A 22,920-nucleotide genomic window follows, 5' to 3' on the forward strand; every position below is an offset into this window, starting at 1 on the left:
TAGACTCCCGAATCTATATGAGCAAGATTTCGAGACAGGTATCAAGGTTCACTCTATCAGCGCTGCTATTTGGCTTTCCAATTATCGCCCACGCCGCGGAGGCGCCCGGTGGGATGACGATTCTTGTAAAGGACCAGATTACGGAGCGGCCGCTCTTAGACGCGAAGATCACGATCACGGAACGGGAAACCAATTCCACGCAATCGGTTGAAACCGACGCGCGAGGTCGCATCGTCATTGAAGCGCTCGACCCCGGCCTCTACTCGGTGAACGTAGCCAAAAGCGGGTTCGCTTCATCGTATGAGCCAAGCGTACGCGTGATAACGCGCAAAAATATACAGATTGAGTTCGAACTACTCGAACTCCTTGGAGAGGCGGTGACTCTTGAAGGAGTGGAAGTTCGAGCGCGACAGGCCGATGCATTTGCTTCAGCCTCCAGCGCCTATCGCAATAGAGAGGAGTTGCGAAGCTCCGTTGGAGGCGGCGCCGATCCGCTCCTTTCATTGGACGGGTTGCCAGGCCTGGCTTCCACCAATGAATTCGCGAACTTCAGCGTGCGCGGCCGCGGCCCGAGAGATAATCTGATATTCGTAGATGACTTTCCCTTTGATAAAGCGGTGCACTTCGATGCGACGCTGGGCGAAGAAGAAGATGTCGGCGGCGGCGGACGCTTCTCGATCTTCGCGCCGAATGTTATAAGCGGAGCAGAGTTCTCACCTGGAGGATGGGGTCCGGCTTATGGCGGTCGAGCAGCATCGCTACTAAAATTAGAAGTCGCCGGTGGCAACCCAAGTCCATCCGCAAGTCTGCGCATTGATATTGCGGGGAATGAATTTGGTTACGACGGCCCTGCCGGTATAGCAGAAGGCTCCACTTTGCTCGTTTCTGCCCGAGATCTGGATTTTGGCGATTTTTTCGAAGATATCGAAGAGCTAGACATTGGGAATCCTGTCTTGAGTGACATTATCGTAAAGTCGGTCATACCGATCAACCAGAACCACACGTTCGAAGCGCTACTGATAGATACGCAAGAAGACTATACCCGCGACGTGACACACGTCTTTGCGTCGCCAAACTTCGAAGACGTCGCGCTGCTAGATTTCGAACAAGACAGTGATTTATTCGGTTTCACGTTGCGGTCATTGATCGGCACAGAAGCTGTTTGGACCAACAAGGTTTACTACCGCAAAAGCGATAAGATCAGCTCAGAGGGTGAAGCCTTTCCTGATCTCGTACCCCCAGGAACGCCCGCATCCAGTTTTCCCGTACGGGAAGACATCATAACCGTCGGTGAAGGCGAGAAAGAGACCGGCTGGCGTAGCGACTTCACGACCGTGAATCAATGGGGCGTGTTCAGTGCAGGTATTCATGCAACGCAAGTTGAACTGGACTACGACACGGTCTTGGATGACGATTGGAACCGATTTATATACGACGCCGATGACTTTAGACCAGACCCCAATCAGCGTTATATTACGCTGACGCCAGCCGACACCAACGCTTCGCTCAATCAGAAAGAAACAAGCTATGCAGGCTACGTAGATCAGGTTTTTGAGCGGGGCGATTGGGACATTCGCACAGGCCTGCGGTTCGAACGAGACGGCTTTGCCGACGAAAGCTTCGCATCGCCTAGGTTCAGCGTCAATTGGCGGCCTAGCAATACGGTCAGATACTTTGCGACCGCTGGACTCTTTCATCAGTCGCCACGGTATCTAGACCTTGCCGCTGACACGTCGAATACACTCGAGAACGAAGAAATCACACACGGCAGTTTCGGTGTTCAATTTTTCCCTAACGAAAACTGGTCGGTATTGACTGAAGCCTACTATCAAAACCTCGACAACCTCGTGGTCGACCTCGATCGAGTAAGCGGAACGTATTCAAACATTGGAGACGGAACATCGTACGGACTCGATATTGTGGTCAACGGCACGATTCGCCAAGGCCTTTATACTACCGCCACCTACTCTTACAATGATGCCGTAGTCGACCAGAAGGACGGTCGCGGTGACGTAGCCACCGACTTCAGCCGCGAGCATGTCGCTACCCTCGGCATGACCTGGGAAATCAGCGACCGCTGGAAGGTTGGAGCGCGCTACAAATACCTTTCCGGCCGGCCATACGACGACTTTATTATTCACTCAGACGTGCTGGGAGCTGGGCAACCTCTCCGTTTCTCGAAAGAGATCACCGAGCGCAATGTGGGTCGCAACAGCGGTTACGGCTTGTTGAATGTTCGCGTTGACTATCGGCGCTCATTTGGCCCCATAGACGTGACGACCTTTCTTGACGTGATCAACGTGACGGCAGCGTCGTCGAGCGACGACACCGAGTTTGACTACCGCCGAGGCGTTCAAGTGGAAGACGAAAGCGAAGCCGAACCGCTAATTGGTATACGTCTGGATTACGCTTGGTAACGGGATCGTAGTGGATGGTGCATGTGCTGCCATTAAAAGAACGAGGTGATATACTGGTTCTGGATGTCGTGCGCAGTGGAGGCTTGGGAGCATTCTCAGTTCGGAGATAGGAGACTAGCTATTTGGACAGTACCAATGTGACGATCGCTAGTAGCGATGCTATGGCTAACGCTGGCCCAATCTCCCTGAGCCCGGAATCGCCGACGAGGCGTTTTTTGGGTGGCTCCCTTGCGTCAGCAGCTTTCACCTGACCTGATACCAGAGCATAGAGATAAGAGCCCGCGATCATCCCGGCGATCATGTAGAAAGCGTCGGCATTGAGCTGGCCTGCAGCGGCGGCCCCGGTTCCCGGACAGTAGGCGCTGAGGGCGAATCCGGCTCCGAATATCAATCCTCCGACAATATTCCGGGCTGGACGCAGAGGTTTAATTGAGAGCTCGACTAACCCAGCTCGCTTCAAGAAGACGACGCCTACGATTCCCACTACTACCGCTGAGAGCATGATTTTAACCACGGTGAAGTCTTCGAGCAGCAAGGCCCCGAGCAGAATGTGGAAATCGGCTACTCCTCCTTTCTGTAGTAGAAAACCGAATACCGAACCGAAGACGACGGCTTTCAAAAGTTTTAGAGTATTCATGACAACCTTCGTTTGTTTACGGGTAGAGCAGGTGAGCAGTCGCGACACCTCCTACGAAGAAGCACCCCAGCGCAATCCAGGACGCTGCGCTTAGCTGCAACGCGCCACTGATCCCATGGCCACTCGTGCAACCGCCTGCGGTTCGCGCGCCGAAGGCGAGCAATACTCCGCCCGAAAGCGCCCATAGGATACGTTGCCCATGGGAATCCTCTCCGAACATGTCTATCCAGAAAGCGGGCAGGGGTTGCCACGCTAGTGCGCCTCCATGCCAAGCGGCGAGTAGGCTGCCAACGGCGATCGAAGCTAAAAAGACTATGCTGTATCCAAACTTTGGCGGATTGTCCTGATAGTAACTTAGGGACTTCGTCTTGCTAGGAGCGACCGTTCTTCCTAAGAGTCCGGCTATCGCGGCATAGGCCGACGAAGCTCCGATGGGTTTGCGCACGACGAGCATACTCATTAGGACCAGTGCCCCTATAAGTGCGCCCACAAGCATTGGCGGCCAAGCAGGTTCGCCGTAGCGGAGGGCAAGTTCGGAAGGCTCACCACCGTATGCCAGCGGCGTGACCGCGACGACTGGTGAAGCGATCAAGTGTCTCATGCGGGCTGCATCTCCTTCTCTGGCCTCGCTATCGGAAGGCTGGCGCTCTTCCAAGCCATCCAGCTTCCCGGCAGCGTTCCCACATTCTCGAAGCCCATGCGTTTGAGGATGCTGGCGGCGATGCTAGCCCTGAAGCCGCTGGCACAATAAGTGACAACTGGCTTTTGGGGGTCCAAGCTGTCTTTCGCTTCCGCTTCAAGGTCGGGCACGAAGATGTGTTTGGAACTCGGGATGAATCCCGCCTGGTGTTCGCTCTCCGAACGGACGTCCAGCACTTGTACTTCGTCGAGTGCTTCGTGAAGTGCCCCGGGGTCGTACACTTTCACGCAGGAGACGGGCTTTCCCTCCATGATCCAATTCATGATACCCCCTGAGAGGTAGCCTATAACGTTAGCGTGAGCGGTACGCCAAAGTAGGGCAAGAGTTGATTCGAGGTCGGTGTCCCGTTCCAGCACAAGGACGAGAGGTTGGTCGAACTCCAGAAGCCAACCCGACCATACCGACATCTCGCCTTGAGCTGCGATATTAAGCGATCTGGGTATGTGTTCCGCGGAAAACGCAATCGGGCTTCGGCAGTCGAGCACCGTGAAACTTCCGTCGGAGACGAGGGATTCCACTTGTTCTGGGCTGAAAGCCTTGGGGAATCCGAGTTCCATCCTCGAATCCGCGGCGGATGCATTTAGCTTTTTCATGGGGCGGTAATGCCTAGGTTCCTCTGGAGCCTCTCCTAATACCTTGTCGATGAAATCTTCTTCATCGGTGAGTGAAAAGTAAACGTTGTGGACTTTCTCGTATCCGATTGTTGAGTACATTCTGTCGCCGATATCGGGTCCACATGACGAACCAGCTCCGTGTCCGGGGTACAGCATGGTGCCATCCGGGAGTTGCGCAAAAAAGCCGTGTATGCTTTCGAAGAGTTCCTTTGCCAGTGCGTTCGTTTCGTCATCGCCCAGCAAGTCCGGTCGGCCCACCGATTCTACGAAAAGCGTATCGCCCGAGAATACCGCGAACGGGTCGTCTTCGTCCCCGTGGTGCGCGAGGTAGCTCAAATGCTCTGGCGTATGCCCGGGAGTGTGCCGGGCCACCAACCGGAGTTCGCCGAAGAGCGATTCATCTCCGTCTCTAGTCGGTTCGTAATCGAAGCTGTAGTCGGGCCCACTTTCGATGCTAACCCGTACCGGGACGTCGCCTCCCAGTCTTTTTCGCAAAGCTAGGGAGCCACTCATGAAATCCGCATGGATGTGGGTTTCGTAGATTGCGATGATCCGCAACCCCTTTTCCTTGGCGAGCTCCAGATATATATCGCAATCAGGGCGTGGATCGATTACCGCTCCAACGCCCGCCGAGTCGTCGCCGACGAGGTAGGATAACTGAGCGATTCCATCGGCATAAACAGGTTCTATAACAATAGCCATTTTTTCAGATTCTCCGTTAGGTTGTTCAGAATGCGTTCGGCATCAGCCTTAGCTACGAGCCGCAGCCTTCGTTGCATATGAAATGCCAACGAGTTTATCCGGAGCGGGCGCCTCGAACACGCGCCGAACCATGCATATTGCCATTCTGCGCTTTCAATATGCAACCCTGGTAAGTCATCGCGACTCCGATAATTTCGATTATGGATAGCTCTGAGGTAAGGGGCACAGCCCTTAGCTGGACCTTGTCGCTTACCGACTCATTTCCGCCGACTGAGGCTTTGATCGCGTGCAGATGTGGATGCGGTTTCACTGCGACCGGTCAAACGCCAGTGAACGGTCGGGCTAACCTTTTTGACCCTTGGCCCAGCTCAGGGCTTCTTCTCTCTCAGCGAGGGCGAAGTGTTTGAATTGCGCTGAGCTAATTGGCTTCATCGCCTGCGTTATTAGATCAACCCACTTGCTATCGGCGGCGAAGGCGATGCGCGTGAAGTCGTTGGCGTGTGTAACGTCGAACTTCGTGTCGGCCCAAAGACCGGCCGGTGTCCAACCGTCGAAGTCTATCATCTCGCAGTAGAGGCTGATTTTGCCATGCTGGGAAATTCGCTCTTTCAACATCGAGACATATTCATCGCAATCGCACGCACTGATCCGGATCGTAACCGAGACCTTGAGCATCGACTGGACATCGGAGCAACCGCGCGTCCTATGGGATGGGGGCAGGCCGATCAATGAATCGTCCTGCGTGAGTTGCGGGCATTGCGTGACCGTTTGCCCGTGCAACGCACTCATGGAGAAATCGATGATCGGCGAGGCGGGGCATTTCACCGGAGCGCCCAAGCCGGTTCTGAGAAAATCGATCGACCTCGTGAAGTACGCGGAAACCTTCACCGGCCTCGGCCCGCTTTTCGCTACTTCGAAGGCGGAGGCGGCGATGCGCGACGAGACGATCAAGCGGACCAAGACCGTGTGTACCTATTGTGGCGTAGGCTGCGCGTTTGAAGTGTGGACGAAGGGCCGGCATATCTTGAAGGTCCAGCCGCACAAGGATGCTCCAGCGAACGGGATTTCCACGTGTGTGAAAGGAAAATTTGGCTGGGATTTCGTGAACAGCGATGAGCGTCTTGTGAATCCGATCATCCGCCGCGACGGAAAGTTCGACATGGTGGAGTGGGATGAAGCTTTGGAGTATACAGCGAAACGGTTGCGAGCGATCGTGGACGAACATGGTCCGGACAGCGTGGCCTTTATTTCGTCCTCAAAGATCACGAACGAAGAGTGCTATCTGGTGCAGAAACTGGCCCGGGCGGTGTTTGGGACGAACAACGTCGACAATTGCGCTCGCTATTGCCAAAGCCCAGCGAGCAAGGGTTTGTCACGAACAGTTGGATACGGAGCGGACGCGGGATCGATGGACGATATCACGAAAGCGGAGCTTGTTTTCATCGTAGGGTCGAACACAGCGGTTTCCCATCCTGTATTGGCGGCCCGCATCAAGCGGCAAGTAAAGGTGCATGGACAGCGCTTGATCGTATCCGATTTGCGTTCCCACGAAATGGCGGACCGGGCGCAAATCTTTCTGCAGCCCAATCCTGGCACCGACTTAGTCTGGATCAATGCAGTCGCGAAGTACATTTTGGACCAGGGATGGGAAGACCGAGACTTTATCGAGCGACGGGTCAAGGACCTCGAGAAGTATCGCGATAGCTTGCAGAAGTTTACGCTGGAGTTTGCAGCGGCGCGGACCGGGCTGACGAAAGAGACACTAAAGCAGGTAGCCAAGGAGATTGCCTCCGCCAAAACGGTTTGCGGGCTTTGGGCAATGGGCGTGACGCAGCATATGGGCGGGACCGATTGTTGCACCGCCATCTCGAATCTCCTGCTCCTAACGGGCAACTTCGGCAAGCCCGGCACAGGAGCGTATCCGTTGCGCGGACACAACAACGTCCAGGGCTCCTGCGATTTCGGGGCTCTCTACAATTATCTGCCCGGCTACGCCTCGGTCGGCAGCGACGAGGCCCGCAAGCCCTTTGAAGACGCCTGGGGAATGAAGTTGCCGAGCGCGAAAGGGCTCAACAACAAGACGATGATCGACGCCATAGAGGAGGGAACGCTCAAGGCGCTGTACGTCGTGGGAGAAGAATTGGCGTTGGTGGACTCGAACGCGCGTCGAGTTCAGGAGCAGCTGGAGAAATTGGAGTTTTTCGCGGTCCAAGAGATTTTCTTTTCCACCACCGCTCGCTTTGCTGACGTCGTGCTGCCCGGAACGCCGTCGCTTGAGAAGGAAGGAACCTTCGTTAACACGGAGCGCCGCGTGCAGCTACTCAACGAAGCGCTGCCGCCGCTGAAGGGGTGTCGCCCTGACTGGAAAATCCTCCGGGACCTCGCTCGTCACCTTGGCCATGACTGGAACTATGAAAGCCCCAGCGACATTATGGACGAAGTTGCCGGGATCGTTCCGGAGTTCGCTGGGATTCGCTACGATCGGCTAAAGGGCTACAACTCACTCTGTTGGCCGGTGGACAAGGACGGAAACGACACGCCTTTGCTATACGAAGAGAAGTTCCATACGGCAGATGGCAAAGCCGCTTTTTTCCCGGTCGACTTCGCGGAGCCCGTGAACCAGCCGGATGAGGAGTATCCGCAGCATCTGAATAATGGCCGGGTGCTCGAGCACTTTCACGAAGGCAACATGACCTTTAGAGTGAAAGGCTGCGTGGAGAAAATCCACGAAGCGTTCGTGGAAATGAACCCGGCAGACGCGAACGAACAGGGCCTTGAGGAAGGCGATTGGGTCGAAGTGCGTTCGCCGTTTGGTAAAGTGACAACGCAGATCGTCGTGTCGGATAGTCTTCGCAGCGGCGAGCTCTATATGCCAATTTGTTCGACTGAGCAGCGTGTGAATCATTTAACATCTACTAAGGCGGACCCTGTGGTCGATACGCCCGCCTACAAGGAAATGTCCGCGAGCGTTAAGAAGCTTGGCAGGCGTTCGGCGTCGCCGATTCCGAAGAGCAATCCAAGGAACGGAAAGCCGACGCCGCTGCGCAGCGTCCGCGTGGAGGACAAATGGCGGCGCGACGATTACCACGACCCTGAAACGAGCAGGCCAGATGGAGGGAACGTTTAATGGCGGAAGAACTGAGTTATACCACCGAGCCAGCACCAAAGCCGACGGCCCGCGACGAGCTGGAAGGCTTGATCGAAACGCTCAGTGAGTCGGGCACGCTACGCGCGTTGCAGGGCTTCACAGGACAGTTTGCAGGGGTATCGGGCGCTGCTTTGGAACACCTCACCGGTCCGGCAGGGCGGCGTCTGATCGGATCGGTGGCTTTGCTCGCCGAAGTACTGTCGAATGTCCCGGCGGAAAAGCTCGAAGGCGTGGCCAGCGGGTTCGGCAAAGGGACGGAACGAGCCAGCGAAATGCTGGGCAAGGAACCGCCTGGCACATTGCAGGTACTCAAGTTGGCGCGTGACCCGGACGTGCGCCGTGCCATGGCTTCGATCTTGATAATTCTAAAGTCGATAGGCGAGGGACTGGGCGAAGGCGATCGATCTCGAGGCCAGCAGGATGGTATCGCTACGTCATTGTAAGTTGAATACCATGCGTGGCGAAGGGGAGGAGCCGGCACGAGACAGAGCAGAACTTCGCAGAGGAGGGGGCGGGCAACGAGGAGTTCACGACGACACTCGGGCGTAAGTGAAACGTCGAACCGTTTGGGTTCGACGGCTGGAACTGGATACAAAAAAAGCCCCGATATCGGGGCTTAAATTGGTGGAGGTGGCGGGAGTCGAACCCGCGTCCTATAATGTCGATAAATTATTGATAATAAGATATAAGTATATGTTTAACAGGTATATGAGAGTTTTTTGCTCGATTGGGTTTGTTTCGAATTTTGTGCTTTTGTTTCAAATTTTGCGATAAAAATGAAATGTATATGCGAACCTGAAATTGCTCCAGTAGTGCCAGATCGGCAGAGTATTGGTAATTCTGTTGTTATTTTTTTGGTGGGTGAGTCTCGGAATTTTCTTGGGGTCGATTTGAACTTAGGATTATCGCTCTTCTTCATTTCTAAACTTGGTAGAAAGCAAGATCGCGGTGCTTCTGCACCTTTTCGGTCGTGGTTAGGTCACTGTACTGAGTTGAGCGGCTGAGAATTGGATCAGCGGTAGCTTCGCGGTAAGCGAGTCATTCGAACGTATTGGAAGTAGTGGAGAAAGCTGAGCGCGGAGAATCACTCGCATCGTATCAAATGGGATCATCCTATCGTGTATGGTGCGTTCAGATCGCTAGCGACATTTGTCTTTCAATCGGAGGAGGGAAAACTCCGATTATCATCCAAGGATTAGGACCAACGTTGTGCCATTGCAAACTGGTTCCAAGAAACAGGTGAATGTCCTTTTGAAGGAATTCTTCACCGTACTTCTGGTAGACCTTGGAGAGTGCTGTTTTTTCGTCTCCGTTGGCAGTCTTCAAGCAGTTCCAGTACAACATGCCGATTTCCCAGTCTAATATTTTGAGTGTGGATACACGTTCGTCGTCGTCGGTTATTTTGTAGGAGAAATCGTAGGGTACTTTGTCTGCGATGCGAAAGTTGTCGGGAACCGCATCATCTTCGAACAACCCCTGCTGACTCATTTGGTTCTGGGCGGCTGCTAGCTTGTTTTCGTCCCACTCTCTCTCGCACCCCTGATACTGAAATTCGATTTTCGTTGGTTTGAAGGTAGCAAGAGAGCAGTCGTTTCGCTTTGCGGCGCAGATGAGTTCCGTCATGTTCGTCCAAACTTTTCCCTTCTCTAGGATCAGCTCCTTTCGCTGGCGCCAATTGTCATGAGTCCCGACTTCTTCCAAGAGGTCGATCTTGTGCCGGTCCACTGGAGAATGAGACTCCGGTCGAGCGTCTTTCTCTCTTTTGATGAGAGGGAGTTCGACCCAGTGCCATTTGCTGAATTTTCGGTCTCCGTCCAGGAACCGGAAGGGGACTGGATATACCCTTACCCAAGAGCCGTCCTCCCTAACGCCAGCCGTACAAACTAGCTCTATGTGAGTGGATGAAAGAGTTGGATAGGTTTTTACTGCTACAAGGATTCGTTCATTCTTCATTTAATAGGGCAACAGGCTATAAATGGCATAAATCTAAAATTCCTCCTATTTGATGTTCAACAGCTTCGGCGACGCAGTGTCGATGACATTGATGCGGAGCATGTTCATAGCACGTCAACGCGACGCGTTCTCCTTCTTTGATCCAAGATGAAATCGTTTCGACCGCATCAGTCTGACGTGGGAGATTGTCTCGTTCGTATTCTTCGAAGAGTGCGTCGTAATCGGCTTGCGTGTGTAGTTCTCGGCGCTGATCTGAGGCGATTCCCAATTGAGGCAAATGCTCATAGCGGATTCCAAGACTTTCGCAGGCTGAAGATAGGGCTCCTTTGGAAAAACCGTACTTTCGGCTCAGCGGGTTTCGCCTCACGTCACAAAGAGTTGTGACCCCATCTTCAAGCAATAGGTTTAAATAGCCTTCCAATGTTTTTCCTTCGTATCCGATAGTCGCAAGGCCTGGCCCACTTCTAGAGGGTCGAGCATTTCTGATCCGTCTCCGAAGGCTTGGGTCATCAATTACCTTGTCGATGATTTCGCTTCTCCAAGCGGTCTCCGGGTAGCGGGTGTAAACTTCGCTCACGAGGTCGGAACCTCGTTTGCTTCCATAGTTCTTGTTTAACCTAAACAAACCTTGTCGCTGGGCAAATGAAGCCAGTTTAGGGCCTTCTTTGGCCAGTTTCCAGCCTTCGCAGTCTTCGAGATAACCTTTCTCTGTTAACTTCCTTTTGTCAGCGTAGGAAGTGAAAGAGAAACATCCGAATTTGTAGGGTACGAACTCATAGGACGGTTCCTCTTCGTGTTCCTTGGTGAAGAGAAAAAGCAGTTTTTGGAAATCGGTACTCTTCACCTCACCACCTAGCGTTTTTAGGAGGGATAGGAGAAGCTTTTGTCGTTGGTAAATCATTGGGAGTAAATAGTTGCGAGCGCATGAACGATATTCATCGCCCCAATTCATAAGGTTGGGTTAGATGACTGAAATTGGCAAACCTGGCAAGCTGTAGCTCATCGGGTGTCTTTCGATCCGAGAACATCTTCTTCGTTGGTTGATCTGCTGAATATAACTTTTAGTATCGGACATTCGTTGTCCTAGAAGGTGGGTTGTTGTCGCCTTTTGGTTTGTCCAGCAGTTGCTGGATCGGCTACGGGTCTATTCGTTTTCCGATGTCCTTGTTGTCTTTTGAATCCGGTTTGTGCTCTTTCTTTTCAGGATTGATCTTCTTTCGTTTCTTTCCACGAGCGGCTAGGGATTTCTGAACTGAGTCCCAGCCCTGTTTTGAGAGGGCCATTAGCCAGGATTCGAAGCCTCTTGGAGGGCGAATGGGTTGCTCCTTTGGTTTTTTGATTCGAACCGGTTCGCCGCTTGCTCCTAGGACTAGAGCGTCGAGGTGATTTTTAGCGATGAGTGGCCCATTTGTTTGGGAATTAACGTTGCCGTCTAAAGCTGGGATTGTGAACCCCGCTTTACCTATGCAGTACTCATACTCGAATTTTCGGGATTTGAGCGTTGCTCCTATGAGCTTGCCGGCCTCGTAGTTCTTAAAAACAATCAAATCCCGCTCGCCAGCCCGAAGGAGCTTTTTGTCGGCTAGATCATCGATGAAGTCGGGTGGTAATCTCAAATAGTCTATCAACCATGAACGGGCTTCTTTCCAACGGGATGGATCCTCGTCGCCGAATAGCTTGAATTCCTCATCGGCGCTCAATCGCTTTGGCGGAGGCAGATTTATTACATGTTGGCTGTAGGCTTCCAGTGATGGCTCTGGACCAAAACGATTGTTGAGCCAACGGAGGGCATTGTTGTTATTGAGTTGGGGCATTAGCGTCTGCAACAGGTTGAAGGTATTGCTCTCCTGCATTTTGCCATCGACTTTGATTTGTTTGGTGGTCTTCGAGTTGCTGACTCGTATCGTGCCAATGTGGGTCGTGTAGGTCTTCGACGAATAATCCTTGGCCGTGGCTGAGTAGCCCAATGCTTCGATCACATCTTGGAGTGGGGGTGGCTTGATGGCCGTTTCTCTCTCCTTCTCGACCTTCGCAATCTCGGCTCGAGCTTGTTTGAGTTCCTTTTTCAAAGCTTCGTTTTCCTGTTCGAGCTCGAGGATTCGGTCTGCGTGTTGGTTTATGATATTCTGTGCGTTTTCGCGATAAGCTTCGCGGTTTACGTAAGGAGGCGTGTCGAGCTTAGGTGTGGATGCCAGTTTTTCGGCTAGGAGCCGTTGGAATTCTTTAGGAGGAGTGTGCTTCCGTTTGCTTCCTGGGTCGCCTCTTTCTAGCCCGTATTTTTTTCCGACATCTTCCCAAATCGAAGTCTGTAGGTTCTTCAGCTTTGTGGGCGATCCGATGAAATCGTCGGCGCTGAGGATCGTTTGTTCTATTCCTCGCTTGTTGGTTTTCTTAAGAATTGGGACCACGATGATTTGTACGTGCGGAGTTTTCTCGTCCACGTGTAGCGCTGCTTGGAGGATGTTATTTTCTCCATATTCCGCTTTTGCCCAATCGAGTGCGTCCTCGAAAAATGCTTCTGGATCGATGGTGCTGGTGGCCTCAGGCGAGAAGCCGATCAACAGTTCTAGGGCACGGACGGCGTTCTTCCGTATGTTCTTCGTTAGCGTTTCTGTCCTATCCTCCCAAGCTTGGAAAGCGTCGAGCTCGCCAACTACTCGGTTGAACTTCTCCTTTGAGGGATCATAGATTCCCTGCGGTTTGATGCGGCGCGTGTTGTGGTCGCTTGCCCTGCGGATTTTTGCCTTTGTTTTGAGTTTGGTGACTCTTAGTATCGTCTTAGCCATATTTGGCTTGTTTGATCTAAGGAGCTTCGCGCAAGGGGTTGGCCTCACTTTTTTGAACTTCTCTCATGGAGGCGACCTGTGGGGTGTGGGTTCCTGATGGAGGCTGGGCCGAGATCGGGTGAGGTATTTGGGAAATACCGTACACTCACTACGGGTTTTTTTCGTGCCTCAAAAACCCAGTGAGCGCTCTGCGGGCTCTGCGAGGCTTTCTTCTTGGAGCTTCAGGCTACCTGGCCTGGAAGCTGGATCGGGCTATGTTTAGGCGAATTGGCCGTTGGGTCGGCTTTCTCTCTGGCGCCTCACAGGTAATCGACGACAACGAACCAGCGGGTTCGTCGGGTAAGGTTCAGGTCCCTACCCCGCCGCTATTTTCGTCGCTTCCTATCGTAGTGCTTGTCTAGCTCCTGGAGAATGTTGGGGCTGAAGAAAGGCTTCTTGGAACTCTTTGGGTTTCCGGGGTCGAGGAAGCGGATTTCGCCAAAGCGCTTGTCCTTAAGTAGAGACTTGCGGATGTCGTGATACTTCTGTGCCGCTTTGAAATCGGAATACCGCTTGCGGCATTCTGTAGTGAGACGGTCGTAGTCCCATGGGTACCGTTCGCGGATTTGCTCTTCGGTCAGTCGGACTGCGGGAGCGTTCGGGTCGTTGGTGAATTGGACACCGAGCGCCTCTTTGGCTTTGGAGCGGGTGAACTTGATGTCGATGTTTACCGTCACGGAATAAGGCGAATCTGCGTCGTCGTTGGCGGGTTCGAGGCTTTCGACGAAGTTGAGGAATTTCTTTTCCTCGTGGTTTAGAACGACGGCATCCGTCTGCTGCGGCAGCGCGATGAAGGACAGTGGCATGAGGTAAAAGTTAAACTCCGACATGTCGCGCCCGAACCATGCCTTGGTGGTGGCAACGAAGTTCTTCAGGCTGGCGGTGCCGATTTCCTGGAGGCGAACGGGAAACGCTCCGGAGCGGTTGTAGAAGTGGATTGAGGAGTTTCGCATCTCCAGCAGGGCTTGGATGTTGGCCCAGGCGTTTGTGTCGAAGGCTTTCGACTCTACGAGCTTCTTGGCGAGGAAATCGAGACTGTGGGTGAATGGGTTGCCGGATGCAGTCGGCTTGATCTGCAGCTTCTTGCTTTTGGTGCCATCCTTCTTTGTGCGCGGCTCCATAACGTAGAGCGAACTGACCTTGTTGCCGTGGTCGGCTAGCCATTTGGCTTTGAGGAGTAGTTCCCATCCGTTGATGGCGAGGACGGCGAAGGCTTCTTCGCGATAGAGGAAATCCGGTTTATTGTAGATCTCGATGGCTGCCACCGTCGCGGCAACTGCTCGATCCAGGAGCTCTTTGGAGCGGGCCTTCATCGCACTACTTCCAGATGATGCCGATAAGCTGAAAGAGGAGTTTGTGACGGGCCTCTAGCTCGTTCGGACCGAATGCTTCTAGATGAACGAGGTCGAGGCCGAAGGTGGATTTGAGAGCTTTCAAATCGAGCTTCGACTTGTAGCTGTCCTCCCGGAGAGTCTCATTCCAGTAGAGGGTATTCGCATAAGACTTAAGCTTCTCCGAATAAGGTTCGTTGTTGCTAGAGATGTTGTCTTTACCCTTGAGGAGCAGGATGCCGCCGAGCCGGTTTCGCTCCTGTTCGAAGCGTTCCTCGTCGTTATCGAAGAGTGCTTTATTCTCAGTGTTCCACGATAGGATGTGTTCGACGTGGAAGCCAGTTTTAGCACCTGTTTTGGTGACCAGATCGGCGATGGGATGCTTCGCGTTCAGGTTCATGTGCATGGCGAGGAACTCGTCGATGCGAGCGAAGAAGTAGCGTTTAAAGCGGGTGTTCAGATTGATGCCGGTCTGCTTGAACGCGGCGTAACTGAGCGGTTCAGCCTCGGATACGTTTCGTCGAGCGGCGATGGCGGCGATGAGTTCGGCGTCGAAGGCAGCACGATAAGTTTCGGGATCTGTCTCGCGTATTGCCGTGGCAATGCGGAAGAGCGAGTCAGCGAACTCGTTGCTGTCGTATGCATTCTGTAGCTGAAGTAGGGAGAAGTATCGGTCGGCTTCTCCGGTCACAATCCGGATTTTCTCATCCTCTCTCGGGTCGTCCTTGGAGCAAGCGGCGATGGCGAGTAGGAATGGTGCGTCTAAGTCGAGGAGGTAATTGTAGTAAACGCCTCGGAGGTTTTGCTGATCGCAGCCGTAGGCAGCCCGTAATTTGATGAAGAGATTTGAGTAGTACGTGAACTCACCTTTCAGGAAGGCTTTGACCTTGGCTGGATTGTGGAGGAGCTCGAGCTTCTCATCCATGTCGAAGCTGAACATGGCTCGATGGTAGTCACCGTCGAACTTTGCTCCCTCGCTGCGCTTGTTTGCGTATTTGGCCTTGAGGTAAAAGCGGAAAAAGACGTCCAGTTCGTCTTCTTTAAAGCTATTGATGGCACTGGCCTGCTTCTCCCAAAGTTCGTTGTAGCGGTCCTTGTCGAGCTCGATTTTGTCGATTTGACCGAGGAGCTTGCCTTTGAGGATTTCGTAAGGTCGTAGTTTTACCCCTCGGTCGTTGATGACTTCGAAGACCATGGATACGTCGGTCTGCTCAACCTCAAGGTTGATGAGGACGAGCCGGTAGAGGAAGTAGAAGACGAAGGTCTCGAAAATGTGCTTCTCCCTTAGTACCTTGTCGATGAAGGCGCTGATGATACCGTAGTTGGAGACCATGTTGGCGGCGGTGATGCCGCTGGAGATGTCGATCTCCTTGGCATCCTTGCCATCGAAGAGCCCCTGTTGGGCAGCCTTGTGACCGATGTGGTTCATCCAGAAATGGCGCTCGAATCCCTGCTGTCCGCCGATCTTGGTCTCTATCCAGCCCTGCAATTCCGATTGATGCTGTTTAGCTAGGTGGCGCAACTTGACGAGAATAAGGGACAAGGTGGTTAGGCGCTGCTGGCCATCCACAATGTAAGTCCGCCCGTTCACAACGTTGGTGACGTAGGTGTTCAGGTAATACCATGGATAGTGCGCGGTGATCGTCTCCATGGACGGGTCGCGGTCGCTGGTGCGAGCATACTGTTCTTTGAATTTGAAGAAGATGTCATCGAGCAGCCGCAGCACTGGCTCATCCGTCCAGCGGTAGTCGCGTTGGTAAAAGTCGATGTAGTAGGCTGTGTTCGAGAAGACACGGTCGATGTTCTGCTTGTCAGGTGAGATGTCCATGGGGTTGGTTTCCTTGAAATTAGGTGGTGGCGGGGGCGAAGGCTTCTTTGAGGACGGCTTGGAGGAGTTGGTTGGCGTGGGCTTGGGAGTGCTCGATTTCAGCTTCCAGCTCGCGGCAGGTTTCCATCAGAGCTTCCACGCGTTCGACGATGACGGCTTGCTCGGCTAGGGGCGGGAGGGGGATCAATAGCTGTTTCAGTTTTGATCCGCTAACATTTGGTTGTGCTCCTCGAGCGGCGTCGACGATTTGCGACCAGTAGCATGGGCTACCAAGGTAGAGCTTCGTGAAAATCGCTATTTCCAGTAGGGATGGGATAATTCGGACCAGATAGGAAGCAAAGACGGATTGAACTGGCAACGAATCTACAAGAAACGATTTTCCAACAGTTCCGCCTGTTCGGGCTATCAGGATATCGCCTATGGTGAGGCTATATTTCTTTCGGTCCTTTTCCATGCATTGACAGCCAGGGACTGACTCCCAATCCACTTTGTCATCCTGAATATCAGTGATTCTTAGTAATCGTGTTTCACTGAGACTTGGGTCGGCTGATGCTGTGTAACCGTAGTGGATGGCGTTTGCAACCTCCGCAAGCCTACACCACTCCCAGCTCTCCGGTATTTCAAAAAGGATGTCTTCGTTAGTTATCTTTGGTAGTGGTTTCTCTTTGCGGATTTTCTTTTCGGCGACGAGGCCGGCTTTTTCGGCTTGGATGCGTTTGAGAAGTTCGCTGGCAGCTTCGACGTCGGGATTTTCAGCCCGCCAGTCGTCGGTGAGCTTTCCCTGAATCGCTTCCTGCAGGATGGCTTGCTTGAGCTGCGGCAGGTCTTGGGTGTCGCTGTTCTTATCTCGGATGTAGCGAATCGTGTTCGAGATGTTTTCGATTCTGGATACGGCTGCAGCCTGTTCTCTTGGACTGGGAATATGGAGCTCTATCTCCGAAAGTCCGGAAAAGTAGAGACGCTTGCGGACGGCTCCAGAGCTGTTGCGAGCGATGGCTTCGAGTCCGTAGTCGCTTTTGAGAAAATGGAGCAAGTAGCGCGGGTCGAGACCTTCGCGGCAGGAGAAGACGGTGTAGTCGGGACTGGTGAAGCCGACTTTAGACTCGTCATCGGATAGGCCGATAGAGCCTACGTTGATCCTCATCGGGTTGTAAGCGAACCAACCTTGTTCGATTCGTTTGTAGCGGGATAAGTCCGCTGAGGTTCTCTGGGAGGATGGGTGTAAACCGTGTTCGTTGCTAACACCGATCAACTGGAGGCCATTGGCTTCAGGGGTGCCGATCGGATTGTTTTGCTCTTCGATGTAATCGCCAAGTCGAGCCATCTTAGTCTTTGTCTAGGGACGCTTCGAGTTTCGCGATTAAGGAGGTGATCTTCTCCTGTCGCTTTGTCATTTGAGCGAGAAGTCCATGCACGGTGTGGTCGTTCTCCTCGACGGTCGAACTTGGGTTTTTCATGTCCAAGTCGAAGCCTCTTTTGAGGTCCTTGACCTTAACCTTCCAGGCGACGTCTGACTTTTTGCGTTTGGCCCACCACTTGATCAAGGAAGCGAATTCGTCGAACTGGATTGGTTTGGTTTTGGAGTAGCTCTTTTGGCCCTCGGGGAGGCGGTGCTCGTAGTACCAGATGTCTTTGGTGGGGGTGCCTTTTTCGAAAAATAAGAGATTTGTGGATACGGTGGCCGGATGGAAGGTGGACTGCGGGAGGCGGACGATGGTGTGTAGGTTGCAGTCGGTGAGCAGCTTTTCGCGAATGCGTTCCTTGTAGCCATCTCCGGTGATGCAACCGTCGGGTAGAACGATGGCGCAGCGTCCTCCAGGCTTGAGTAGCTGCAGCATGAGGATGACGAAGAGGTCTGCGGATTCGCGGCAGCGGAAGGATGCGGGGAAGTTGGTTTCGACGCCTTCGGCGATGCCGGCTCCGAAAGGGGGGTTGGCGAGGATGACTTCGACTTGGTCGCGCGGGCCGATGGAGGCGTACTCGGTTTTGAGACTATCGCGGTAGTGGTAGTCGGGAACGTCGACGCCGTGTAGGATGAGGTTGGTAAGGCCGAGGACGTAGGCGACGGGTTTGTATTCCCAGCCGGTGACTGTCTCTTGGAGTTTGGCCTCATCTGGCAGGTCATGAACTTCCTTGTCTCGGATGTAGTCGATGGCGGCAGTGAGGAAGCCGCCGGTGCCGGCTGCTGGGTCGAGCACACGTTCGCCGAGACGTGGGTTGGTCATCTGAGTCATCAGCTGGGTGATGGCGCGAGGGGTGTAGTACTCGCCCTTGTTGCCTGCGTCGCGCAGCTCGAGGAGGATGGACTCATAGATGGTGCCGAAGATGTGGCGGTCTTCGCTGTTGTTGAAGTCGAAGCCGTTGAGCTGGTTGATCACCTTGCGCATGGCGTAGCCGGACTTCATGTAGTTGTTCAGTCCGTCGAAGACCTCGCGAACGAGGGCGGCACGTTCTGGGGCGTGGGAGGATTTTAGCTCCTTGAGCTTCACGAAGAGGCCTTCGGTGGGGTGGTCGATGAAGAGGCGGAGGGGTTCGCCGGTGATGCCCTCGGGATCGGTAGCCCACTTCCGCCACTGGAACTGCTCGGGGATGACGGACTTGTAGCCTTTGCGGATGTACTCGAGCTCCTGATCCTTTTCGTCGAGGATCTTGAGAAAGAGCATCCAGCCCAGCTGCTCGAGGCGTTGGGCGTCACCTGAGATGCCTTGGTCTTCGTTCCGCATGATGTTGCGGACGTTTTTTACGATGGAGGAAATGTTTGGCATGAAAGGGATGTTTGGGGAAAGGCTAGGATTTCTAGCGGATTCCGAGGATGGGAAAACTGTAGAGTGGCTAGAGGCTGTCGATCTGTTTCAGCCAAGGGCCGAGCCCGGCGGATTCAATTTGTGTAAGTCGCGTAGGAGTCATTCAAGGAGGGTCTACTTACGAAATTGCAATTGACTAGACGGTCCACCGGCCGCTGGTTGGGAGCGTACACCTCGGACACCCTTCCTTCGTTGCTTGCAGCGAATAGGCGCCGGGGTTTCTTTTTGCCCGGATGACACGAAGCGAATTCCTCTAGGAATCATGAGGCTTCGTAGAGAGAGGTCGCGAGCTCATGTACTGCAGCATCGTAGGCGTCTCTGCCGCCAAATGCTTTTATGATCTCGGGTACGGTTCCAAGACTGTTGATCGGGCGGAGCGTGATGACGGCGGGATCCTCCAAATCGGACAAGCCCTCGTCGGCATACTTATCGAGTAGTTTGTCGAGCACGGTTCTGGCAAGCTCCCCGTAGCGGGAGAAGTAGTCTCGTTTGCGAACGTTGTTGGCGCGTTCACGGCGAGTGAGGGGCTTTTGTTCAAAGGCGACGTGGCAGATCAGGTCGAATGGCTCGAAATCCGCTCCCACTTCGTCCTGCAAGGCGGAGAAGAAAATGCCTTTGGCTTCTAGTTCTTCCAAGATGGCTCGCTTGCGGTCCGCCGTTTTCCAGGAGGTGAGAAAGTCGTCGAGGGATGCGTAGGCGTTCCGGATGTTTTTGCGGGTGTAGTCGAGAAGGCGTTCGGTGATGATCTTCCCATCGGGGCCCATGTACATGACGCGCTCCTTGATGACCATAACTTCGATACCGTTCACCGTGACTTTGCGGCGGCGCGGGTAATCGCCGGCTTCTTCGTCGAGGATTGATATGTCAGGGCGCTCGGCATCTCCGAAATCGACCGTCTCGCCAGATACATCGTCGATGATCTCTTCGTCGTTTGCTTCGGTGTCGGCGTTTGAAATGTCGTCTTGCTCGGTGGTCGCTTTGATGCGGACGGGGTCGCCATCGAAGTCGGGGTCCGCGAAGAGGGCGGTGACGTTCCGGAAGTCCATGATGGTGAAGTAGTGTTTGCCGAAGTCTTCGTTGATACGGGTGCCGCGTCCGATGATCTGCTTGAACTCAGTCATCGATTTGATCTCGGAATCGAGCACGATGAGCTTGCAGGTCTGAGCATCGACGCCGGTGGTCATGAGCTTGGAGGTTGTTGCGATGACCGGGTAGCGTTCGGATGGACTTGTGAAGGCGTCTAGGTGGGCTTTGCCGATGGCGTTGTCACCCGTGATCTGCATGATGTATTTAGAATTCTGAGACACGAGGTCTTGGTTGGCGTTCGCCAGCTCCGCTCGCATGCCTTCCGCGTGCTCGATATCGGTGCAGAAGACGATGGTCTTGGAGAATCGGTCGCTGCCTTTTAGGAACTCGGTGATCTTCTTAGCTACGGCTTGGCGGCGTTCTTCGACGACGATGTTTTTGTCGAAGTCAGTTCGGTTGTAGATGCGGTCTTCTACTTCTTCGCCGTCCTTGTCCTTGAAGCCTGCTGGAGGTCTCCAGCCTTCGGCGTCAATGTCGAGAGTGACTTTGACTACCTTGTATGGAGCGAGAAATCCGTCCTCGATGCCTTGCTTCAGGGAATAGGTGTAGAGCGGGTCGCCGAAGTATTCGGAACTGGATACTTCTTCGGTTTCTTTAGGGGTGGCGGTCAGACCGACGTGGGACGCGTTTGAGAAGTAGTCTAGGATCTCCCGCCACTTGCTGTTTTCCCGAGCGCTCCCGCGGTGGCACTCGTCGATGACTACGAGATCAAAGAAATCGGGGCTGAATTGCTTGTAGGCGTCGGTGTCGTTGTTGTCCGAGAGGCCCTGGTAGAGGGCGAGGTAGATGTTGTAGGCGGTGTCGATCTGCTTGTGCTTGATGACCGTCATGGCCTCCTTGAAATGGCGGAAGTCGCCGCGTGCGGTTTGGTCAATGAGTGCAGTGCGGTCGGCTAGGAAGAGGATACGTTTTTTGAGTCCACTCTTCCAGAGGCGGTAGATGATCTGAAACGCGGTGTAGGTTTTGCCGGTGCCAGTGGCCATAACCAGCAGGTGGCGGTTGTCTCCTTCGTCTCGAGCGATCGCGTTGACGGTTCGGTTGACTGCGATCTGTTGGTAGTAGCGGGGCGAGCGTTTGGGATTGTCGATGTAGTAGTCTTGGGCGGCGATCGGCTCGACCTCTGGAGTAATATTCTTCGCGAGACAGTATTTTCGCCAAAGGGCTTCGGGAGAGGGAAACGAGTCGAGGGACAGCTCGGTCTCGATGGGGGTGCCCGATGCTGTCTTGTCGTGGAAAGCGAAGGCGTCGCCATTACTGCTGAACACAAATGGGATGTCCAAGGTGTCAGCATATCCGAGAGCCTGTTGGAGACCTGATTTGACGGAGTGCTTGTTGTCCTTCGCCTCTACCACGGCGAGTGGGATATTTGGTTTGTAGTAGAGTATGTAGTCGGCTCGTTTGCGTTCTCCCCTGGTGTGGAGTTTGCCGCGAACGTAGATGCGACCATCAGTGAAACCGACTTCCTCGCGGATTTGCGAAGCGTTGTCCCAACCTGCTGCAACAATACTTGGGGTAATGAACTTGGTGCAGATGTCGCGTTCGCTGAGGGACTTTTTGTTCATCGAATTAGAGGGAAAAAGGGGAGAGGAGCTCAGAGATTTGCCGCCCCTAAGTAAGATTGCGAGGGCAAAATGCCAGGGCTTTTGGGTGGTCAACGACAAGAGGCTCCTGCTCTTCGCGAAGGAGCCTCTTTCCTTGAGAGATCTGTTCGGTGTGCTCTCTTGGGTGTTGATTTAGGATCTGGTTCTATCCTTTCAAAACCGTTGCTGGCAGGGCTGCTTTTAGCAGCCGCTGCGGCAATCGTACTAAGCTATCTTTTGGGTTGGATTGTGGGCTTCGATGATGAGGTCTTGGAATATCCATGCGGGTACGAATAGGTGGTGTGACTCGTAACTTTGGCCGTAGTGGTTAATCGTCGTTTGGGTTTGCGTTGGCAAAGTTCTGAGAAGCATTTTGCGCTTTTCGGCAACGCGCTTCCTGTAGGCGTGAAAGGGTACTGCCACGGCGCGATGGGTGTCTTTGAAGATCCAAATAAGGACGTCTGTTTGCTTACCGCGATAACCGGGTATCTTCTTTTCGAATACAGACCAAGTCTCGACCGCAAGGTCATCGTTGCCGAACCGACGAGGATCCAAGGTTCTGAATTTTAAGTCAGTTTTTAGACGCTGATCGTCGCTAAGTCGAATCAGGGCATCGGTGCCGCTAATGTCTTCTCGATCCGTCACCGAAGTTTGAAGACTGATGAGGTCTGGAAAGAGACCGCGAATGATTTGTTCGAGCGGGAGCTCCTGCGTGTCCTGTCGTGACCGGCGAAGGTCTTGTGAAAAGTAAGTGGCCATATGACCACTATGTTGGATCGGACGAAAAGTACAAGTTTAAAGTATTCAAATGAAGGATACTACTCACTAAAAGTGTAGCGAGACGTGCAAGCTCTGGCACTCGTCTACTCTCCTAAAAAACAGAGCCAGAAAGGAAAATCCCAATGGGTAAATATGTTAATAAGGACTCTGTCCTTCGAATAAAGAAAGCGGTGGAGATCTGCGATCACATCCAGTCTCAGTTTCCGCTTAGGCGGGATGGTGAGCTGCTTCGCGGTTGTTCGCCGTTTTGCGGTGATCCAAGGAACCAGTGCTTGGCTGTGGATAGGACGAAGCAGCGTTTCCGCTGCGAACGCACGGGCATTGCCGGCGATGTCATCGAGTTTGAGATGCGATCTAACGGCATCGAATTTGTCGAGGCTGTCGAAATGCTAGCCTTGGAATACGATGTTTACATCGAATACGGCCGCACCCGCGGCTTCGAAAATCGAAGGAGGCTCAACCGCCAGTAAACCCAATCAAGGATTAACCAGAAAGGGCCGCCGGATTTCTCCGGC

17 protein-coding genes are annotated in these 22,920 nt (G+C 53.5%); 4 read left to right on the top strand and 13 right to left on the bottom strand.

The window, feature by feature from the left end; all coding sequences use genetic code 11:
* Positions 1-17: 17 nt before the first annotated feature.
* Entirely contained in the window at positions 18-2,417 is a 2,400-nt protein-coding gene (locus QEH53_RS14515; protein WP_309023932.1) for a TonB-dependent receptor, read from the top strand.
* Between the two features lie 118 nt (positions 2,418-2,535).
* Here QEH53_RS14515 and QEH53_RS14520 read toward each other — a convergent pair whose 3' ends face one another.
* From QEH53_RS14520 to QEH53_RS14535, 4 genes are all read right to left on the bottom strand, one after another.
* A complete protein-coding gene (locus tag QEH53_RS14520; protein WP_309023933.1) occupies positions 2,536-3,054 on the bottom strand; it encodes a YeeE/YedE thiosulfate transporter family protein in 519 nt (172 codons plus the stop codon).
* Between the two features lie 16 nt (positions 3,055-3,070).
* The gene (locus QEH53_RS14525; RefSeq protein WP_309023934.1) at positions 3,071-3,655 is read right to left on the bottom strand and encodes a YeeE/YedE thiosulfate transporter family protein; all 585 of its coding nucleotides are present in this window, start codon (positions 3,653-3,655) and stop codon (positions 3,071-3,073) included.
* Positions 3,652-5,070, bottom strand: coding sequence for an MBL fold metallo-hydrolase (locus QEH53_RS14530; RefSeq protein WP_309023935.1), 1,419 nt, complete (start codon positions 5,068-5,070; stop codon positions 3,652-3,654). The genes QEH53_RS14525 and QEH53_RS14530 overlap by 4 nt, the downstream gene beginning before the upstream one ends.
* Positions 5,071-5,412: 342 nt before the next feature.
* Positions 5,413-5,859 carry an STAS/SEC14 domain-containing protein gene (locus QEH53_RS14535; protein ID WP_309023936.1) on the bottom strand — a complete coding sequence of 149 codons (447 nt, stop codon included), beginning with the start codon at positions 5,857-5,859 and terminating at the stop codon, positions 5,413-5,415.
* Here QEH53_RS14535 and fdhF point away from each other — a divergent pair.
* The gene (gene fdhF, locus QEH53_RS14540) at positions 5,813-8,197 is read left to right on the top strand and encodes a formate dehydrogenase subunit alpha (protein ID WP_369426447.1); all 2,385 of its coding nucleotides are present in this window, start codon (positions 5,813-5,815) and stop codon (positions 8,195-8,197) included. The two genes, QEH53_RS14535 and fdhF, sit on opposite strands and share 47 nt — an antisense overlap.
* Entirely contained in the window at positions 8,197-8,661 is a 465-nt protein-coding gene (locus QEH53_RS14545) for a DUF1641 domain-containing protein (RefSeq protein ID WP_309023938.1), read from the top strand. The genes fdhF and QEH53_RS14545 overlap by 1 nt, the downstream gene beginning before the upstream one ends.
* Positions 8,662-9,349: 688 nt before the next feature.
* Here QEH53_RS14545 and QEH53_RS14550 read toward each other — a convergent pair.
* The 9 genes from QEH53_RS14550 to QEH53_RS14590 form a co-directional block, all read right to left on the bottom strand.
* Positions 9,350-10,171 (bottom strand): hypothetical protein, encoded by an 822-nt coding sequence (locus tag QEH53_RS14550; RefSeq protein WP_309023939.1) that lies wholly within the window; start codon positions 10,169-10,171, stop codon positions 9,350-9,352.
* Positions 10,172-10,187: 16 nt separating this feature from the next.
* Positions 10,188-11,072, bottom strand: coding sequence for a DUF488 domain-containing protein (locus QEH53_RS14555; protein WP_309023940.1), 885 nt, complete (start codon positions 11,070-11,072; stop codon positions 10,188-10,190).
* A 235-nt stretch (positions 11,073-11,307) separates the two neighbouring features.
* Positions 11,308-12,957 carry a MobV family relaxase gene (gene mobV / locus QEH53_RS14560; protein WP_309023941.1) on the bottom strand — a complete coding sequence of 550 codons (1,650 nt, stop codon included), beginning with the start codon at positions 12,955-12,957 and terminating at the stop codon, positions 11,308-11,310.
* A 365-nt stretch (positions 12,958-13,322) separates the two neighbouring features.
* Positions 13,323-14,309, bottom strand: a complete 987-nt coding sequence (locus QEH53_RS14565; protein ID WP_309023942.1) for a DUF3644 domain-containing protein — start codon at positions 14,307-14,309, stop codon at positions 13,323-13,325.
* 4 nt (positions 14,310-14,313) lie between these two features.
* A complete protein-coding gene (locus QEH53_RS14570) occupies positions 14,314-16,155 on the bottom strand; it encodes a DUF262 domain-containing protein (RefSeq protein ID WP_309023943.1) in 1,842 nt (613 codons plus the stop codon).
* Positions 16,156-16,174: 19 nt separating this feature from the next.
* Positions 16,175-17,479: a restriction endonuclease subunit S gene (locus tag QEH53_RS14575; protein ID WP_309023944.1), complete on the bottom strand. Its 1,305-nt coding sequence runs from the start codon at positions 17,477-17,479 to the stop codon at positions 16,175-16,177.
* Position 17,480: 1 nt separating this feature from the next.
* Positions 17,481-18,920 carry a class I SAM-dependent DNA methyltransferase gene (locus QEH53_RS14580; RefSeq protein WP_309023945.1) on the bottom strand — a complete coding sequence of 480 codons (1,440 nt, stop codon included), beginning with the start codon at positions 18,918-18,920 and terminating at the stop codon, positions 17,481-17,483.
* Positions 18,921-19,219: 299 nt separating this feature from the next.
* A complete protein-coding gene (gene hsdR / locus QEH53_RS14585) occupies positions 19,220-21,607 on the bottom strand; it encodes an EcoAI/FtnUII family type I restriction enzme subunit R (RefSeq protein WP_309023946.1) in 2,388 nt (795 codons plus the stop codon).
* Between the two features lie 243 nt (positions 21,608-21,850).
* The gene (locus QEH53_RS14590) at positions 21,851-22,384 is read right to left on the bottom strand and encodes a hypothetical protein (RefSeq protein WP_309023947.1); all 534 of its coding nucleotides are present in this window, start codon (positions 22,382-22,384) and stop codon (positions 21,851-21,853) included.
* A gap of 143 nt (positions 22,385-22,527) precedes the next feature.
* On the opposite strand from QEH53_RS14590, the gene QEH53_RS14595 reads away from it, so the two are divergent.
* Positions 22,528-22,875, top strand: coding sequence for a CHC2 zinc finger domain-containing protein (locus tag QEH53_RS14595; protein ID WP_309023948.1), 348 nt, complete (start codon positions 22,528-22,530; stop codon positions 22,873-22,875).
* The last annotated feature ends 45 nt before the right edge of the window (positions 22,876-22,920 follow it).

Source organism: Pelagicoccus sp. SDUM812002 (genome assembly GCF_031127835.1).
Taxonomy (GTDB): Bacteria; Verrucomicrobiota; Verrucomicrobiia; order Opitutales; family Opitutaceae; genus Pelagicoccus.

Bases quoted from the DNA above. Each gene is read 5' to 3' on its own strand.
- QEH53_RS14515 (WP_309023932.1), top strand. From the start codon at position 18: ATGAGCAAGATTTCGAGACAGGTATCAAGGTTCACTCTATCAGCGCTG.
- QEH53_RS14520 (WP_309023933.1), bottom strand. From the start codon at position 3,054: ATGAATACTCTAAAACTTTTGAAAGCCGTCGTCTTCGGTTCGGTATTC.
- QEH53_RS14565 (WP_309023942.1), bottom strand. From the start codon at position 14,309: ATGAAGGCCCGCTCCAAAGAGCTCCTGGATCGAGCAGTTGCCGCGACG.
- hsdR (WP_309023946.1), bottom strand. From the start codon at position 21,607: ATGAACAAAAAGTCCCTCAGCGAACGCGACATCTGCACCAAGTTCATT.
- QEH53_RS14545 (WP_309023938.1), top strand. From the start codon at position 8,197: ATGGCGGAAGAACTGAGTTATACCACCGAGCCAGCACCAAAGCCGACG.
- QEH53_RS14550 (WP_309023939.1), bottom strand. From the start codon at position 10,171: ATGAAGAATGAACGAATCCTTGTAGCAGTAAAAACCTATCCAACTCTT.
- QEH53_RS14530 (WP_309023935.1), bottom strand. From the start codon at position 5,070: ATGGCTATTGTTATAGAACCTGTTTATGCCGATGGAATCGCTCAGTTA.
- QEH53_RS14595 (WP_309023948.1), top strand. From the start codon at position 22,528: ATGGGTAAATATGTTAATAAGGACTCTGTCCTTCGAATAAAGAAAGCG.
- QEH53_RS14590 (WP_309023947.1), bottom strand. From the start codon at position 22,384: ATGGCCACTTACTTTTCACAAGACCTTCGCCGGTCACGACAGGACACG.
- QEH53_RS14580 (WP_309023945.1), bottom strand. From the start codon at position 18,920: ATGCCAAACATTTCCTCCATCGTAAAAAACGTCCGCAACATCATGCGG.
- mobV (WP_309023941.1), bottom strand. From the start codon at position 12,957: ATGGCTAAGACGATACTAAGAGTCACCAAACTCAAAACAAAGGCAAAA.
- QEH53_RS14575 (WP_309023944.1), bottom strand. From the start codon at position 17,479: ATGGCTCGACTTGGCGATTACATCGAAGAGCAAAACAATCCGATCGGC.
- QEH53_RS14525 (WP_309023934.1), bottom strand. From the start codon at position 3,655: ATGAGACACTTGATCGCTTCACCAGTCGTCGCGGTCACGCCGCTGGCA.
- QEH53_RS14555 (WP_309023940.1), bottom strand. From the start codon at position 11,072: ATGATTTACCAACGACAAAAGCTTCTCCTATCCCTCCTAAAAACGCTA.
- QEH53_RS14570 (WP_309023943.1), bottom strand. From the start codon at position 16,155: ATGGACATCTCACCTGACAAGCAGAACATCGACCGTGTCTTCTCGAAC.
- QEH53_RS14535 (WP_309023936.1), bottom strand. From the start codon at position 5,859: ATGAGTGCGTTGCACGGGCAAACGGTCACGCAATGCCCGCAACTCACG.